This is a genomic window from Faecalibacterium sp. (assembly GCF_052358865.1).
GTDB lineage: Bacteria > Bacillota > Clostridia > Oscillospirales > Ruminococcaceae > Faecalibacterium > Faecalibacterium butyricigenerans.
Genome location: NZ_DAWCVJ010000025.1, coordinates 1 through 14,808, shown reverse-complemented (window position 1 = coordinate 14,808; position 14,808 = coordinate 1). Strand labels below are relative to the sequence as shown.

The window sequence follows — 14,808 nt, the reverse complement described above, 5'->3', positions numbered from 1 at the left end:
TGAGGTCACGATGTGGTGTGGGGCGAGACCGGAGTCTTGAGAATACCCAAACAAAGGAAAGGAGCTGACAGATATGGCAGCTATGAACATGAATCAGGAGCAGTTTGAGCAGGCGATCCGGGAGAAAAAGCCCGTTTTGGTGGATTTCTGGGCGCCCTGGTGCAGCTACTGCCGGAGGATCGGCCCCGCGTATGAGAAGATCGGAGAGGAATACGCGGACAGCCTCGCCGTCGGCAAGATCAACATTGACGAGGAGCCGCGGCTGGCGGGGGCCGAGGGGATCGAGGACATCCCAACTCTGGTGCTGTACCGGAACGGAAAGGCCGTGGATTCCATCATCGCGCCCGGCTCAAAGGCAGAAATCGACCGTTTCATTCAGGAAGCCTTGGCGAAATAACGGAGGGTTCAGATATGAACAACAATCATGTTTATGATATGCTCGTGGTGGGGGGCGGACCGGGCGGCTACACCGCTGCCCTGTACGCGGCACGGGCGGGGCTGGACACCATCGTGCTGGAAAAACTGTCCGCCGGTGGGCAGATGGCCCTGACCGAGCAGATCGACAACTACCCCGGCTTTGAGAACGGGATCGACGGCTTCTCTCTGGCAGAGAATATGCAAAAGCAGGCGGAGCGTTTTGGGGCACGCAGCGAATACGCGGAAGTTCTCCGCATGGATCTGACGGCGGTTCCCAAGCTCGTGGAGACCAGCGAGGGGATCTTCCGGGGGAAAACCGTGGTGCTGGCCACCGGCGCAGACCCCAGAACGCTGGGCGTTGCCGGAGAGACGGAGCTGTTGGGCCGGGGCGTGGCCTACTGCGCCGCCTGCGACGGGATGTTTTACAAGGGCAAAACGGTGGTCGTGGTGGGCGGCGGCAATTCCGCCGCGGCAGATGCCCTCCTTCTCAGCCGCGTGGCGAAAAAAGTGATCCTCGTCCACCGCAGAGACACCCTGCGGGCCACCAAGATCTATCACGAGCCGCTGGCACAGGCCGAAAACGTGGAATTCCGTTGGAACAGTGTCGTTTCCGCGCTGCTTTCCGGGGACAGGCTGACCGGCGTCCGCCTGCGGGACACCGTCACCGGTGAGGAAAGCGTGGTGGACTGCGACGGCGTATTTGTCAGCGTGGGCCGACAGCCCGCCACGGCGCTGGCGGTGGGTCAACTGGAGCTGGACGGCGGCGGCTATATCGTGGCCGGAGAGACCACGGAAACCAGTATTCCCGGCGTTTACGCCGTGGGCGACGTGCGGACGAAGCCCCTCCGTCAGGTGGTCACCGCCGTGGCGGACGGCGCGGTGGCAGTCCACATGGCGGAAAAATATATCGCGGAAAACCGATAAGGGAGGTGGATTGAAAAGGCCATGTTTAAGGTCAGGCCGGATACGACCGCAGTGGGGATGCCGACATATCTGCAAGGCAAACTGCCAAAGTGATGGCAGATAAGATAACCCATGTAAGAACGGGAGAAATGTTGTCTCTCCATATCCAGTCCACACAACAGTGAGCAACTGAACACAAAGCACAGCCACAGATGTACTCTGCGGCTGTGCTTTTATGCGTAGTATTACCGCGTGACAAGCGGTTTTACTGTGACGGCGTCACATAATTTGAGAAAATCGGCTTCGAGGCAGCTTTTGGAGCACAAGCCCTTTGTGGTTGTTGACAGAGAAAAAAATATAGGTATAATAAAAGCAAAATAATAAGATTCATTCTTGCATTTGGAGAGTTGGCGGTATGCCAAAATACGCAGAGGAGATATTGGCCGCCGTAACGGAGCTGCAGCAGCATCCCAAGGCGGAGCAGGTGTTCCTGGAGATGAAAAGGGAGCATCCCAGCATCGCTCTGGGTACGGTATATCTGCCCCCATGCCGGGAGCAGGAAAAGACAATCTTATGGAGGAGAAGTATCATGAACGCTAACGTATCTCTTCTGCTCAACGAGCAGATCAATAAGGAGTTCTACTCCGCCTATCTGTATCTGGACTTTGCCAACTACTACGCCGCCGTCGGACTGGACGGCTTTGAGAACTGGTACCGGGTACAGGCGCAGGAGGAACGGGATCACGCCATGCTGTTTTGTCAGTATTTGCAGAATAACGGCGAGTGCGTCACCTTTGAGGCTATCGCAAAGCCGGAGTGGGAACGAGGCGACCACATGGCCCCGCTGAAAAGAGCACTGGAACACGAGATGCTGGTCACCGCCAGCATCAATGCCATCTACGCCGCCGCATACGAGGTCAGGGACTTCCGCACCATGCAGATGCTGGACTGGTTCATCAAGGAACAGGGTGAGGAGGAGAAGAACGCCGCTGACCTCATTACCAAGATGGATCTGTTCGGCGGTGACAGCAAGGGGCTGTATATGCTAAACAGCGAGCTGAAGGCACGGGTCTACACCGCGCCCTCGCTGGTGCTGTAAGCCCCGCGTGTCTGCGGGATTTCGCATCAGGCAAAAGGCAGACTACATACAGGTGGCCTGCCTTTTCTTCCACCAGATGGTTAGTGCTGGTTAACTATGTATAAAACAGAAAAGACTTCAGAACTTGAACCAGGAAAAGGAGACCGAAACCGTTACCCTCATGGTGCGCCGGTATTGTTGTGGCGTGCATTGGACAAGGGGCGGGGCGCTTTGTCCGGCGTGCAATGCACTACTGGAATACGTCTGAGAGCGGCGGGACAGATGCCTGCACGGGAAAATTTAGTGGCACTTTGAATCCTTTCCGAGAGGCACAATGGCGTTTCTTACTACAACTGCATCGGCACTGTCTCTTTTCTCACAGCTGTTTATGCTTCTGTCCCGGATGGCGAAGCTGTTCGGCGTGTTTGCGTAAGGAAGGAGGCGGCTCATGCAGAGTATAATAAATAAGCAGCGCCCGCCGGGAGATCTCCCGGCGGGCGCTGCTGTGTTCAGAGGAACGTTATTTTTCTTGCCTTACTTTGCGGCATCCACCAGCACACCAACGTAGCCGGCAGTATCCACCAGCGTGGCACCGGAAACGGCGTCCACAGCCTTTTCATCTTTGCTCAGAGCCTCGGCGTCGGCAATGCTCATGCCGTTCACGTGGTTCTGGATGGCGTCGTAGTTGGCATCCAGCGAAACGGTGGAACCAGCCTTTTCGGCCATCATCTTGCTGTAGTAATCGGCGTTGACCCGCTTGGACATCAGCACCTTGCCCTCGGCGTAGCCTGCGCCGAAGTCAGAATCGGAGTTGGGCACACCGACGACCCCGGCGTCCGAACCGGCAAACTGGAACTCGTCAATGTAGCTCAGCACGATGGTGTCCCCGGCGGTGGCGACAGCGCCGGAGGTGAAGCACTTGGTGCCGTGTGCGGCCCCATAGACCACATTCAGCTTCAGGTCCTCGGAGCTGCCGTTGAACTCCACGGCCTGCGTGGTCTGGGCGTTTTTGGCGGCATCCACGATGGCAGAGAGATAACCGGCGGTATCCACCAGCGTTGCGCCGGAGACGGCGTCCACAGCCTCGGCACCCTTGGCGGCTACATCCTCCAGCTCGGAGATGGTCTTGCCGACGGCAAAGTTCTGGATGGCGTCGAAGTTTGCATCCAGAGCGACCGTGGAGCCGCCCTTTTCAGCCATCATCTTGCTGTAATAATCGGCGTTGGCCCGCTTGGACATCAGCACCTTGCCCTCGGCGTAGCCTGCGGCAAAGTCGGAGTCGGAGTTGGGCACGGCGGTCACGCCTGCATCGGTGCTGGTGAACTGAAAATCGTCGAGGTAGGCGGCGAGGATGACGTCATCCTTCACCACAGCCACCGCTTCGGTGAAGCACTTGGTGCCGTGGGCGGCAGCATAGGCCTGACCGATCTGGATGCCGCCTTCCACCGGGACGATGGCGGCGGGCTCAGCGGGGGCTGCGGCAGCAGAGTCGGCGGGGGCTTCTTCGGCCAGCTCCACACCCAGTGCGGCGGCAACGGCCTTCCGGACGGCCTTGGTGGTCACCGTGGCACCGGCAACGCCGTCGATGGCGGGGCCGTTGGCGGCCACGACCTGCTTGGACAGCTCTTCCAGTGCAGCGCCGCCGATGCTCTCGGTCTCCTGTGCGCCTTCCAGCTTGCAGTCGGTAACGGTGCCGTTGGCATCCACGGTCAGGGTGGCGGTGACAGCACCGCCAAAGCCTTCGGCAGAGCCGGTCTTAGTCACACCAGCGGCGGTGGAGCTGCTGCCGCCGCCGCAGGCGGCCAGAGAGACGCCAACAACGAGGCTCATGGCCACGGCAGCGCTCAGTTTGCGGATGATCTCCTGTTTCATGGGTCTTTCCTCCAGAGAAAAATCGGTTTGTGTTCGGTCCCCAGAAAAGGTCATATCTTTTCAGGGATGTTTACAAAAGATAACATATTTTGTGAGGTGCTGTCAAGAGATTTTAGCACATACTTCGTGAAGAATGATAAATTGGTGTCAATTTGTGACGCTGACTGTATACGAAGCGAACGGACGGTCTACGCTGTTAGTAATTCCTGAATGGAAACCAAGCAAGCAGTTTTGCCACTTTCAGCCCCAGTTAGTACTTCAATATTACTATGTTTTGGAAATCGGCACAACCATATAACCGTCTTTGATGAAACTATTTTTGTTTCATCGATGACATTGTACCAGCAAGCAGTGCAGACGTATATACATCTGCTTATTTTGCGTTGCAAAACGCTTGTTGGGGAATGCCCCAAGCCCCTTTAATCTGCATTTTCCAATGCAGGCTGCGCATCCCTTCGGGACGCTTTTTACCCGGTGATGTGCTCTGGGTCGTTCAAAACTTGCATGAGGTGAGAAGCGGCTTCTGCAAGAGAATCGTACTTCATCTGTTCAGGAACAGGCGCATCCAGAAGCGTAATGCCCCATTTCTGCATACATTCCGCAAGCTCCTTCTGCGCCAGCAGTGCAGCCTCCCGGCGCATTTCCGGGGAAGTGTTTCTGTCCAGAACGTAGGCAGTATTAAATCTGCCGTTGCGATCTTCCGTCAACTGCACCATGGAGTAGTGTTCCTCCCAGTAGTGGCAGTACCAGACTCTGCCGCCGATGTTCGCCATGTCATGATGCAATTCTTCTTCGCTGCTCCATTGTGGAGTTTCGGACAAAATGCGCTCCAGTTCCGAAAGAGCCTGCTGTTCTTCGTCCGATAACTTCTGACGGTGACATTCACGGTATAGGTCGTTCTGCCAATACGGACTCAGCTTTCCATTCCGGGCATCTTCCATTGCTTCTTCGATATTGGGTAGGATTGTCATGTCGTTCACCTCAAACACTCACTGTTAGCGTTATATGCACTCTTATAGTGTTGATTATAGACTATTTGTGGGCAAAAAGAAAGAGCGTCAGCACGTTTGCTGGCGTTCTTTGACATAGGTGTCATTTTGTAATATAGGGAATGTTGTCGGTGTATGCATTCAGAATGTCAATGGCAGCTTTCTTCTGCCCCGGTGTGAGCTGGCTCAGCTTTCTGCTCAGTTCGTCATCTGCCACATGGGATGCGGATGAAACGGAATCCCGTATCAGCACATCAGCAGATACGTCCAACACCTCTACGATTCGGATAAAGGTTTCCAGTTTGGGGATTTTTACTCCGCGCTCTAAATCTCCAACATAATTTGCCGACAAATCGACCCGTTCTGCAAACTGTTCAATCGTCCAGCCTTTTTCCTTGCGCTGTTCTCGTATTCGTTGACCCAAAAGCGTATTCATAGCGACCTCACATTCTAATTGTGTTTGTTACACACAAATAGCATACCTGTCGCAATTTTTGTTATACACAATCCAATAGCGTTTACTCAACGCCATCTGAATACTTTTGGGACGAAAAATTTTTGTGCGTATCTTTGGTCAAAAAAGCAATGGTCTTTTGGGACGGCACATGGTACAATAGCAAATGTTGTGCCCTTGGCACATGAACGAAGGTAAAAGGAGCTGCTGAACGTGGATACGATCTATCTGCTGCCCGGTGAGGAACGCTGCGTTGATTTTCGAGATGCCAATGGAGTCCCGAAGGTACACTACACTTACTGTTCTATCCGTGGCAAACTTTTCAACTGCACCTGCTGCACAAAGGACGAGGCCCAGCGGCTGTGTGAAGATTGGCTTATAAAACAGGACCGCTGCTACATAAACTAAAAAAGCCGCCGAGGACGCTTCCCAAGTAGGAAAGCTCCTCGGCGGTATTCGTTTATCGAGTCTGGGTTTTCTCGGTGGTGTCCTTTTCATCTGCAAAAAAGCGTTCTACGTTTTTCTGCGCACGAACCAGTTCTTGCATCTCGTTCCGTGCCTTGCGGTAGTCCGGGTAAGATGCTTTCTTCTTGGTCAGCAGTTCTGCAAACTCCGCATCCAACTCCTTGACCTTCGGCAGCTTTTGCAATCCTGCCTCGTCAAAGGCAGCCTTCGCCGCCTTGTGCAGGGTGATTTCCTCCCGGTGAGCTTCCAAAAACTTTTTACTGTACCCCGACTTGCGGTAGGCATCATAGACCGGGCGAGTCTTGGCATAGTTGATAATGTGGGTTTTCAGGACGGCGATTTCGGCCAACCTCGTTTCTGCCGCCTTGATGGAATCGCCCATGGCATGATAGCGTTCCGTTGCCGCCGCTGCACGTTCCCGCAGTTCCTCGGCACTGCTGATCTTCTGCTCCTGTAAAAATAGCAGCGTCTTGGACATCTCCTTCAGGTTGAACTTGGTCGCCCACCTTTTGTAGCCGACACTTTTGCCCTCTGCCATTTTCCCCTGAATATCCACCAGCAACTGGAAGGGCTGTTCTTTGGGCAGCGTTCTCTGGTACGGCTGATGTTTCGCTTTACCCTCCAGCACTGCCTTGATTTCTTCCTCACTGTACCCGGTGCCCAGAGTTTGGAATCGAATAAAGCGTTTCTGCCCCTTGCCCTTCACCGCCGTGTGCTTGCCACGCTTCACCTCATAGCCCTGCTGTTCCAGCTTTTGCAGAAACATTTCGTAATCTCCCGGCTTTTCTGCAAGGATTGTGTCGATGATTCCGCATAGGCGGTCCCTGTTGCTTTCCTTGGGAGGATAGAGAACACGCTTCTGCCGTTCCCGATAAGGCTTCTTCTCAATGACAGACAACTGGTGCTCTAAGCAAATCAGGTCACTCAACCGTTGCACTGCCAACGCTGAAAAGAAAAAATCCCGGAACTTTTTGGTGCCATCCAGTGCCGTAGAGTTGAAGATCACATGGTTGTGGATGTGCTGCCGGTCCGTGTGCGTTGCCACCACAAAGGCGTGCTTGCCCTTGGTAAAACGCATGGCCAGTTCGTAGCCTACTTTGTTAGCCTCCTCTGCGGTGATTTCCCCCGGACGGAAGGACTGCCGTATCTGATAAGCGATTACATCGCTTTTCTGCCTTCGTCCGTTCACAAGGTCGTACTGCCGTTTGGTGAGCATAAATTCTTCATCTGCTGTCAGGGCGCTACAAGCATAGCTGCTGACATACTGCCCCTGCTCGGTCTTGTCCGGGTTTTCAATATAGTCCGTGCGATTTTTCAGGCAGGCCGCAACGGTCATGCCCTTGTTTTTGTGCAGCGCAATCAGCCGTGTTGCTGCCAGCACCATCACCCCCTATTGCAAAGAAAAAATGCCGCCCGGAGGCGGCATTGAGATCATTTGGATATTTTTTCGTAATCGGCAGCACCCGCCAGATACATTGCCTTGTATCTGGCGCATTCCAACTCATTGCAGACTTCATCTAAGGCGAGATATTGATTCCACGCTTCTTTGCTGATAACGCTCTGCAAGGCTTCCTCAGCTGCTCGTTTGGCTTTTTTCAGTCGCAGATACTCTTCATCCTCACCCAGCATCTCAGAAAAAATCGTGCTGTTGTGTCCAAAATAACAATCTTCTATCTTCTGTTTGCTCATAGCATCCCTCACAGTTCTGCAAGCCACTCACTGAAACGCCCGATGCCCTCGGTGATGGCAGTTGCACCGAAAAAGAGGATGAAGCAGATGAACTCGGCCACCAGCAGGATGAAGAACTGGTTCCAAGTCTGACGGTAAGCAGTGTAGATGCCGCAGCCGAAGATGTAGAGCATCAGCGGAGCAACTACATAGCTGGACAGGGTTAGCAGCCACCTTGCCATCAGAGCTAGAAACGCCACAAAGAGAGAAATCGGGAAAAGAACAATTTTCTTCAGCATAGACATCATATCAAGCACTTCCTTTCTGTTCGCCCTTATTATAAAGGTATCGACTACTACGTTGCAAGGATGTCAAGCATTATATGTACACCCGCAGTCCTCCAACTGCGGGAAAAAATTTTAGAGTTCAGCCAGCCGGGAAAGGATCTGCCGACCAATCTCAATCAGCTCATCCAGCCGATGCCGCAAATCTTCAATGTCTGCAGCATAAAGCTGATTGCTTTCATTCACACGTTTTGCCACCTGATTCAGATTGTTGCTGCAATTCTGAAGCAGGTACGACATCCGGCGCAACTGCGGCAGATCAAGGTTCAGGCAGTAGCCGTCCAGTGCCATCTTACGGATATAGGCACTCAGGCTGCGGATGCCCATGCCCAGCATTTTCTCATAAATGCGGTTCTTCTCGGCTTTTGTGGTTCTCAGGATAATGATTTCATTCCGCTTTTCCCTCACCGGGCATCACCGTCCCTATCCAGATAGCTTTTGAAGGGCTTCACCGGCTCCGGCTTATCCGACTTTTCTTCCAGAGCCGCCAGCACCGAGGGGCGGCGAGGCTCATCCTCCTGTTCCTCCTCGTCCTGTTCCGGCTCATGGTGCTTTTCGTCCACATCCAACTGGGCGTTTAATTCTGCAAGTCGTGCAGACTTCTCTGCCAGTTCGTCCTCCTGAGGGAAGGGCTTTTCCACCTCGATTTGTGCCGCCGCCTGCTGCTGATGCAGGGTGGTCAACTCATTCTCCGCGGCAGTGATGCGCTCCGGGAAGCTGTTCAGGGCGTTGTCCAGACGAGTGATGTTGCCCAGCGGGTCGGTGCCCAAGGGCACCGTGTACTTCCGTTGCCCTTTCAAAAGTGCCTGATACTCCGTGCGGAAAGCATCGAACCGCAGAGAAAGCTCAAAGCCCCGGTAGCTGCCGATGACTTTTTCTTCGGCGTTGGGCAATTTGGAACAGGCAAGCACCAGACGCTCACCGGCGGTCTTTTTCTCGTCGTAGGTTACGCCCTTGATGGTCATGCCGCAAAACTCCTCCTTGCCCTGCGGATGGGCGGCGGCAAGCTGTGCATCCGATTTCAGCCCGGCAATGTGGGCGTTCGTTTCCTGAATGTCAGCCGGGAATTTGGTCAGCAGCTTGTCCTGCAAGCGGAATTTCTGGCTCTGGTGGTCGGCTTTCAGCACCTTCAGCTTGGCGACCTGCACATCCAAGTCCATCTTCTCCTTGATGAGCGGATTTCCGGCGCACAGCGCCTTGATCTCCGCATAGGAAAGTGCCTGCTCGTCCACGTCCTCGCAGGAGCGCACCGGAGATTTGGAAGTCATGATTTGGCTGATGAATCGCTGTTTATTCTCAAGGGTCTGAAACAAGTACGAGTCAAATGTCCCTTCCGTGACGTAATTGAACACCTTGACTTCCTTATTCATATTGCCCTGTCGGATGATGCGACCATTGCGCTGGGTCATGTCGCTGGGTTTCCAGCCAACGTCCAAGTGATGCACCGCCACAAGTCGGGATTGCACGTTGGTGCCCGCTCCCATTTTTGCCGTACTTCCAAGCAAAACTCGCACATCACCGGAGCGCACTTTGGAGAACAGCGCCGCCTTTTTTGCTTCGGTGTCTGCGTTGTGGATAAACTCGATTTCGTTTTCCGGCACACCGGCAGCGACCAACTTCTTGCGAATATCCTCGTAGACGTTGAAATTGCCATCGTTTTTCGGGGTCGAGAGGTCGCAGAACAAAAGCTGGGTCAACTTCTGGTCTTTGCCCTCCTCCCAGATCTTCAGCACGTTCTGCACACAGACGTTCAGCTTGCTGTTTGGGTCATCCGGCAGCATGGGGTTCATCAGGCGCACGTCCAAGCCAATTTTTCTGCCGTCATTGGTGACGCAGAGCATATTGTCCACGGACGCATCTACGATGCCGGAGTGGATATCTGCGGCACGTTTGCTCAGTTCTTGCACCATTTCCTTTTGAATTTCGGACGGTTTCGCCACCACGGTCTCAAACTTCGCTTCCGGCACAGGCAAGTGGAGCTGGTCGGATGTTTTAATGTCCGCAACCTCCTTGAACATGGACATCAGCTCCGGGAGATTGAAGAACTTGGCAAATCTCGTCCTCGCCCGATACCCTGTACCTTCGGGCTGGACTTCGTCAAGAGGTTTTCGGTAATTTTTCTAAATTCATCAGGTTGTCTGCAAGGAAGTCCCGTGTGACCTCGTGTCTGCACATATCCTTGAACATCTTTTCAATCGGTTTTTTGGCGGTTTCGGACTGCTTCACGCACACAATAAAGGTGGTTTTGCCAATCTGCACCGAATAACTCGAATTCTGATTTTCCATTCGATTTCTCCTTTTATCGTCATTTTCCAAATTTGGCTGGCAGACTGGCAACTGTGGGTGTACCATGATTTTCTTGCCAGCCAAAATTTTCTGCCAGTCAAATGGCTTATTCCATCCAAAAGACCTTCTTGCGGCCTTCCACGATCTTGCTTTTCAGGGCATCGCCCAGTTCCCGTTTGGCATCTCGGACGGTTCGGCCGGGAATGCCCCTTTCCAGAGCCGCCTTGTCGATGTCCTCGCTGAGCACCTGCTTTCCTCCGGCAAGCAGGGTGCAGATCAGGTCTTTGGCTTGCTGGGTCTTGGTTTCCCGCTGCGGCTCGATGCCGGACAGCATCTCGTCTGCGGTAATGTCGTACTCACCGACCCATCGGAAGCCGCCCTCGTCCCCCAGAGAGAACGCCAGCGACACACCCGGCGGGGCAAGGGAACTTTTCTCGTGGGTCAGGATGCGCATGGTTGGGTCGTGCTTCAACTTGCCGATGAACATGACGCTGCGCACGGCGGCGGCAATGTCGATGGAGCCGAGACCCCGCTGCAGGCTCTGCATTCCGGCGGCTTTGTTCAGGTGCCCGATCAGCAAAATAGCGCAGCCTGTTCGCTGCGCTACCTGTCCCAGCCGCATGAAGATGGGCCGGACTTCGTTCGCCCGGTTCATGTCCACATCGGCACCGAGATACGCCTGGATCGGGTCGATGATGACCAGTCGTGCGTTGTTCTCAACAATGGCTTTTTCAATTCGTTCATCTGAAAGGGTGAGCTGCACCTCGCTGTCGTCAATGACCAGCACCCGGTCAAGGTCTGCACCCGCCTCGATCAGGCGGGGCTTGACCGTATCGCCCAGACCGTCCTCGGCGGTCTGGTAGATCACGTTGAACGGTTCCAGCCGTTCCATGTTTGGTAGCAGCTTTCCGTTGGTACAGGCGGCGGCAAGGTGCATGGCAAAATACGTTTTACCCTCACCGGGATTGCCTTGCAGCACGCTCAACTTCCCGAACGGAAGATACGGTTTCCAGAGCCAGTCCACCGGGGTCAGCTCCACATCGCTCATGCGGATGATCTTCACCGTTTCCGGTTTTGACGGCTCTTTCAGCACGATGCTTTTGAAATAATTGCGGTTCTGGATCTCTGCCCGGTGGACAAGAACTTCGTTCCAGTCCTTCATGCAGGGCTGGATGCGGGTTACGCTCACGGTGTCCGGCAGCAGCCCCGCCAGCCGCTTGCAGGCATCCTCTCCGGCTTTGTCGGCATCCAGACAAAGGAACACCCGCTCCACATCCGGGCGTTCCGAGAGAAATTGCCGCAGCGCCTTGCCCGACACCCCGCCCAGCGACAGATAATTATGCTGCTGCCAGTTTTTCGGGAACAGTTCGATGAAGGACAGCAAGTCGATGGGGGCTTCAAAGACCAGCAACTGCTTGTCGGTGCCACGATGGGCAAAGCCAAACGCCTTTTCTGCACCTGCTGCATCCTGCCGGAACTTTTCCCGAATCCCACGGCTGCTTGCGTAGCGGGGATGCCCGTCTGCATCTCGCCCCACAAAGACCACGTTGTGGTGGGCGGCGTCTTCGTAAATATCTCCGGCGGCGATGAAGAAGTTCACCAGCGAGGGACTGAGTTTCCGTTCCTGTGTCAGATAATTCATGATGTTGGCGTTGGTGACGCTCCGCAGCGGCAAGCGAAACGCCGGAGAGGGGGCGGGGTCAGCCTCCGGCTGGGCTTCGCCCGGCTCTCCGGTCAGCATCTGCACCGCTTCGGGGAAGGACTTGCCGTAAAATTCCATCACGAAATCCACCGGAAAGCCGCCCTTGCTCTGGCTGTGCCGGAACCATTTGTTGCCGCAGACGGTCAGGCTGTCGTGGGCTTTCCAGCGGTACTCTTTTCCGCTGCGCACCAGCGTTTCGCCCTGCGCCCGGAGAAATTTTTCCAGATCCACCGCATTGGCTTTGTCGATCTGGGTTTGGGTGTAGGTCATGTTGCTCCCTCCTTAAAGCTCCTGTGTGTGATTCTTCTGCTCGGTTTTCTTCTGGAATTGCGCTGCCTTGGCTTCGTCCAGCTTTTTCAGCACCGATTCCTTCTCTGGGGTCTTACCGCCCGGTGCGGAAAGCTGCTGCTTATTCAGCACCATGTCGATATACTTTCGCACATTTTTCAGTGCAGAGATGTCCGGCTGCAAGGTTTCCAGTTGGGTGCGCAGCTCTGCGCTGCTCGATTGCAGCGCAGAAAATTCGGCATCCAATGCCGAAAAATCCACCGCTGTGCTGCCGTTCAGCTTCATCAGAGTGCGGACGGCTTTGTTGAATGATTCCAACTCGTCCTTGTGCTGGGCGGCGTAAGCGTCCTTGGTCAACTTGAAGTTCTTCTTGATAAAGGTGTCGTGGATGGGCTTCAGCTTGGCATGGACGGCAGCAGCGTCCCTGATCTGGGCGATTGTCCGCATACGGTTTTCGTTCTGCTTCAACTGCCCGCGGAGAGGAGCAGCGGTCTGGTTTAAGCTGTCAATGGCTTGGTTCAAATCCTCAATGGTGTTCAGGGAATGGGCTTTCAGATAGTCCACAGCCCGTTTGACTTCCTCAAAGTCCCGGGCAGTGCATTTCAGTTTTGCCTTGCCAGACCAATCGCTGCGCTGCTCGTTGCGGAGGTTGAAGTAGTCCACCAGCAGGTCGGATAGCGTTGGCTCTTTCGCCTTTTCCAGAGCGTCCAGAAGAAGCTGCTTCTTTTCGTTCAGGTCTGCGATCCAGCGTTGCAGCCCACGGATGGCGCTGCGGATGGACTGCATCAGGCTGTTGGCGGCTCGAATATCTCGGTTCAGGTTGCCGAGAAAGGTTTCCACTCCACGCTTTTCCATCTGGTGTGCAGCGGGGCCGAGATGCACGGTCGGTATCTGCTGGACGCCCTGTCGCTCAAAGGAGCGCAGGTCAACACGTTCTGGTCTGCCAGCGGCTTCCAGATAGCGGTTGGTGATGGTTTCCCAGCTATGCCGCCAGATTTCGGCGTACTTCTGGTCGTTCCAGTCTACAGTGTTTTCCTTGTGGCACTTCCAGTTGCCAGAAGGAAGCCGAATGCGCTCACCGTTTTCGTCAAGGTCGTATACCTTTCGGGCTTTCGGGAGCCACTTGCCGTGTTCGTCCATTGCCCGGATGGTCAGCAGAATGTGGGCGTGTGGGTTTCCATCGCCCTTGTCGTGGATGGCAAAGTCAGCGATCATCCCTTTGGAAACAAACTGCTCGTTGCAAAATTCTTTGAGCATGGGAAGATACTGTTCCTTCGGCACCTCTACCGGGAACGCCAGCACGATGCGCCGGGCAAGCTGGGAGTTCCACTGGTTCTCCACAGCTTCTACGGCGTTCCAGAGGGTCGCCCGGTCTGCATATCCGGGCGGCGCATAGGATGGCAGCATGATCTCGGCGTGGACAAGCTCTTTCTTCTTGTTGTAGAATTTTGTTCTCTGGTCGTACTCGCTGAACAGCCGTTCGCCGCTTTGGTAAGCGGCCCCGGCAACAGCGGACTTCCCTTGGCTGCGCTTGACGATGGTAATTTTGAAATGCGGACACGGAATAGGCATCACCCCCAAACAAAAAGACCGCCCAGCAAGATTGCTCTTGTGAACGGTCTGGAATCGTATTCGGTTGTGCTCGCCGCCTTGGACCGGAGTGCCATGCGCTTCGGTCTTAGGCGGGAGCCGCAAAAGGATAGCTGCAAAGCAGCGCAAGGAAAATGCAGTTTTCCTTGGGATGGAATCGGGCTGGCGCACAAACGCCAGCTTCGATTTCATCGAGCCGTCTGCAAGACCGCAATTTCACCGGAACGGTGTATAATTGCGCCCTTTATTCTAAAGGGTTTTGGACGTTGCTGCGTTCGTGAACATCATGCACCATCTTTGCAAGTGCCAGCACGACTTCCGGTTGACGGAACGAGATTTTCAGAAGCTCCATCACCTGATCGTCGGTCAATTCTCCCGGACAGATCAGAAAACTTTCCAGCATTCCGGCACGGGTACAAAGACGATGCACACGCTCTCTCCGATTCAGTTCCGACATCTGGCGTTCAAGGATTTTCTCCCGGTGCTGGCAAGAGCGCAGCTTCTGTTCGGCTTTGGCTTTTTCACTGCGGAGGTAGGCAAGGTCGGTTTTGGGGTGGGTCAATGGCATCACGCTCCTATTGCGCTCATTAGACTGCACTACAACAGATTTTTCGCTTAACAATACTGATACTCAAAAAATCATTTGATCATTTTCATCAAAATGAAATTTACTTATATTTGCAGTATTAACCGAATCACATATTGGTTGATGATTCAAATTTACATTTTTCAATACTAAATCAACTATATTC

Annotated in this window: 16 protein-coding genes; 4 read left to right on the top strand and 12 right to left on the bottom strand. The window is 54.2% G+C overall.

Features of this window, described 5'->3' with window-relative positions:
• Positions 1-73 precede the first annotated feature (73 nt).
• The 3 genes from trxA (at position 74) to ACT8X9_RS05975 (ending at position 2,419) form a co-directional block, all read left to right on the top strand.
• A complete protein-coding gene (gene trxA, locus ACT8X9_RS05985) occupies positions 74-397 on the top strand; it encodes a thioredoxin (protein WP_005921771.1) in 324 nt (107 codons plus the stop codon).
• A gap of 14 nt (positions 398-411) precedes the next feature.
• Positions 412-1,341, top strand: coding sequence for a thioredoxin-disulfide reductase (gene trxB / locus ACT8X9_RS05980; RefSeq protein ID WP_291014457.1), 930 nt, complete (start codon positions 412-414; stop codon positions 1,339-1,341).
• 568 nt (positions 1,342-1,909) lie between these two features.
• On the top strand, positions 1,910-2,419 hold the full coding sequence (locus ACT8X9_RS05975; protein WP_444268422.1) for a ferritin: 510 nt from the start codon (positions 1,910-1,912) through the stop codon (positions 2,417-2,419).
• Between the two features lie 513 nt (positions 2,420-2,932).
• Here ACT8X9_RS05975 and ACT8X9_RS05970 read toward each other — a convergent pair.
• The 3 genes from ACT8X9_RS05970 to ACT8X9_RS05960 all read right to left on the bottom strand — a co-directional run bounded on the left by ACT8X9_RS05970 (position 2,933) and on the right by ACT8X9_RS05960 (position 5,695).
• A complete protein-coding gene (locus tag ACT8X9_RS05970) occupies positions 2,933-4,270 on the bottom strand; it encodes an FMN-binding protein (RefSeq protein ID WP_117506318.1) in 1,338 nt (445 codons plus the stop codon).
• A 467-nt stretch (positions 4,271-4,737) separates the two neighbouring features.
• Entirely contained in the window at positions 4,738-5,250 is a 513-nt protein-coding gene (locus ACT8X9_RS05965) for a hypothetical protein (RefSeq protein ID WP_143406045.1), read from the bottom strand.
• 112 nt (positions 5,251-5,362) lie between these two features.
• On the bottom strand, positions 5,363-5,695 hold the full coding sequence (locus tag ACT8X9_RS05960) for a helix-turn-helix domain-containing protein (RefSeq protein WP_444268421.1): 333 nt from the start codon (positions 5,693-5,695) through the stop codon (positions 5,363-5,365).
• A gap of 231 nt (positions 5,696-5,926) precedes the next feature.
• Between ACT8X9_RS05960 and ACT8X9_RS05955 the strand changes: the two genes are divergently transcribed.
• Positions 5,927-6,121, top strand: coding sequence for a DUF3873 family protein (locus tag ACT8X9_RS05955; RefSeq protein ID WP_044959886.1), 195 nt, complete (start codon positions 5,927-5,929; stop codon positions 6,119-6,121).
• Positions 6,122-6,173: 52 nt separating this feature from the next.
• Here the strand turns inward: ACT8X9_RS05955 and ACT8X9_RS05950 are convergent, their stop codons facing one another.
• The 9 genes from ACT8X9_RS05950 to ACT8X9_RS05910 all read right to left on the bottom strand — a co-directional run bounded on the left by ACT8X9_RS05950 (position 6,174) and on the right by ACT8X9_RS05910 (position 14,618).
• Positions 6,174-7,556 carry a relaxase/mobilization nuclease domain-containing protein gene (locus ACT8X9_RS05950; protein ID WP_444268433.1) on the bottom strand — a complete coding sequence of 461 codons (1,383 nt, stop codon included), beginning with the start codon at positions 7,554-7,556 and terminating at the stop codon, positions 6,174-6,176.
• Between the two features lie 53 nt (positions 7,557-7,609).
• Positions 7,610-7,867, bottom strand: a complete 258-nt coding sequence (locus tag ACT8X9_RS05945) for a hypothetical protein (RefSeq protein WP_444268420.1) — start codon at positions 7,865-7,867, stop codon at positions 7,610-7,612.
• Positions 7,868-7,875: 8 nt separating this feature from the next.
• Complete coding sequence (locus ACT8X9_RS05940; RefSeq protein WP_055187087.1) at positions 7,876-8,154, bottom strand: hypothetical protein; 279 nt, start codon at positions 8,152-8,154, stop codon at positions 7,876-7,878.
• A gap of 111 nt (positions 8,155-8,265) precedes the next feature.
• The gene (locus tag ACT8X9_RS05935) at positions 8,266-8,598 is read right to left on the bottom strand and encodes a plasmid mobilization protein (protein ID WP_444268419.1); all 333 of its coding nucleotides are present in this window, start codon (positions 8,596-8,598) and stop codon (positions 8,266-8,268) included.
• Entirely contained in the window at positions 8,595-10,208 is a 1,614-nt protein-coding gene (locus tag ACT8X9_RS05930; protein ID WP_444268418.1) for a helicase-related protein, read from the bottom strand. Before ACT8X9_RS05930 ends, ACT8X9_RS05935 begins: the two co-directional genes overlap by 4 nt.
• A 79-nt stretch (positions 10,209-10,287) precedes the next feature.
• The gene (locus ACT8X9_RS05925) at positions 10,288-10,476 is read right to left on the bottom strand and encodes a transposon-encoded TnpW family protein (protein ID WP_097779733.1); all 189 of its coding nucleotides are present in this window, start codon (positions 10,474-10,476) and stop codon (positions 10,288-10,290) included.
• Between the two features lie 106 nt (positions 10,477-10,582).
• Entirely contained in the window at positions 10,583-12,448 is a 1,866-nt protein-coding gene (locus ACT8X9_RS05920; RefSeq protein WP_444268417.1) for an AAA family ATPase, read from the bottom strand.
• Between the two features lie 12 nt (positions 12,449-12,460).
• Positions 12,461-14,032 carry a MobQ family relaxase gene (gene mobQ / locus ACT8X9_RS05915; RefSeq protein ID WP_444268432.1) on the bottom strand — a complete coding sequence of 524 codons (1,572 nt, stop codon included), beginning with the start codon at positions 14,030-14,032 and terminating at the stop codon, positions 12,461-12,463.
• Between the two features lie 268 nt (positions 14,033-14,300).
• Positions 14,301-14,618 carry a DUF3847 domain-containing protein gene (locus ACT8X9_RS05910; protein ID WP_444268416.1) on the bottom strand — a complete coding sequence of 106 codons (318 nt, stop codon included), beginning with the start codon at positions 14,616-14,618 and terminating at the stop codon, positions 14,301-14,303.
• Positions 14,619-14,808 lie beyond the last annotated feature (190 nt).

Coding starts and splice junctions, on each gene's coding strand:
- trxA (WP_005921771.1), top strand. CDS start 74: ATGGCAGCTATGAACATGAATCAGGAGCAGTTTGAGCAGGCGATCCGG.
- trxB (WP_291014457.1), top strand. CDS start 412: ATGAACAACAATCATGTTTATGATATGCTCGTGGTGGGGGGCGGACCG.
- ACT8X9_RS05975 (WP_444268422.1), top strand. CDS start 1,910: ATGAACGCTAACGTATCTCTTCTGCTCAACGAGCAGATCAATAAGGAG.
- ACT8X9_RS05970 (WP_117506318.1), bottom strand. CDS start 4,270: ATGAAACAGGAGATCATCCGCAAACTGAGCGCTGCCGTGGCCATGAGC.
- ACT8X9_RS05960 (WP_444268421.1), bottom strand. CDS start 5,695: ATGAATACGCTTTTGGGTCAACGAATACGAGAACAGCGCAAGGAAAAA.
- ACT8X9_RS05945 (WP_444268420.1), bottom strand. CDS start 7,867: ATGAGCAAACAGAAGATAGAAGATTGTTATTTTGGACACAACAGCACG.
- ACT8X9_RS05940 (WP_055187087.1), bottom strand. CDS start 8,154: ATGATGTCTATGCTGAAGAAAATTGTTCTTTTCCCGATTTCTCTCTTT.
- ACT8X9_RS05930 (WP_444268418.1), bottom strand. CDS start 10,208: ATGTTCAAGGAGGTTGCGGACATTAAAACATCCGACCAGCTCCACTTG.
- ACT8X9_RS05925 (WP_097779733.1), bottom strand. CDS start 10,476: ATGGAAAATCAGAATTCGAGTTATTCGGTGCAGATTGGCAAAACCACC.
- ACT8X9_RS05920 (WP_444268417.1), bottom strand. CDS start 12,448: ATGACCTACACCCAAACCCAGATCGACAAAGCCAATGCGGTGGATCTG.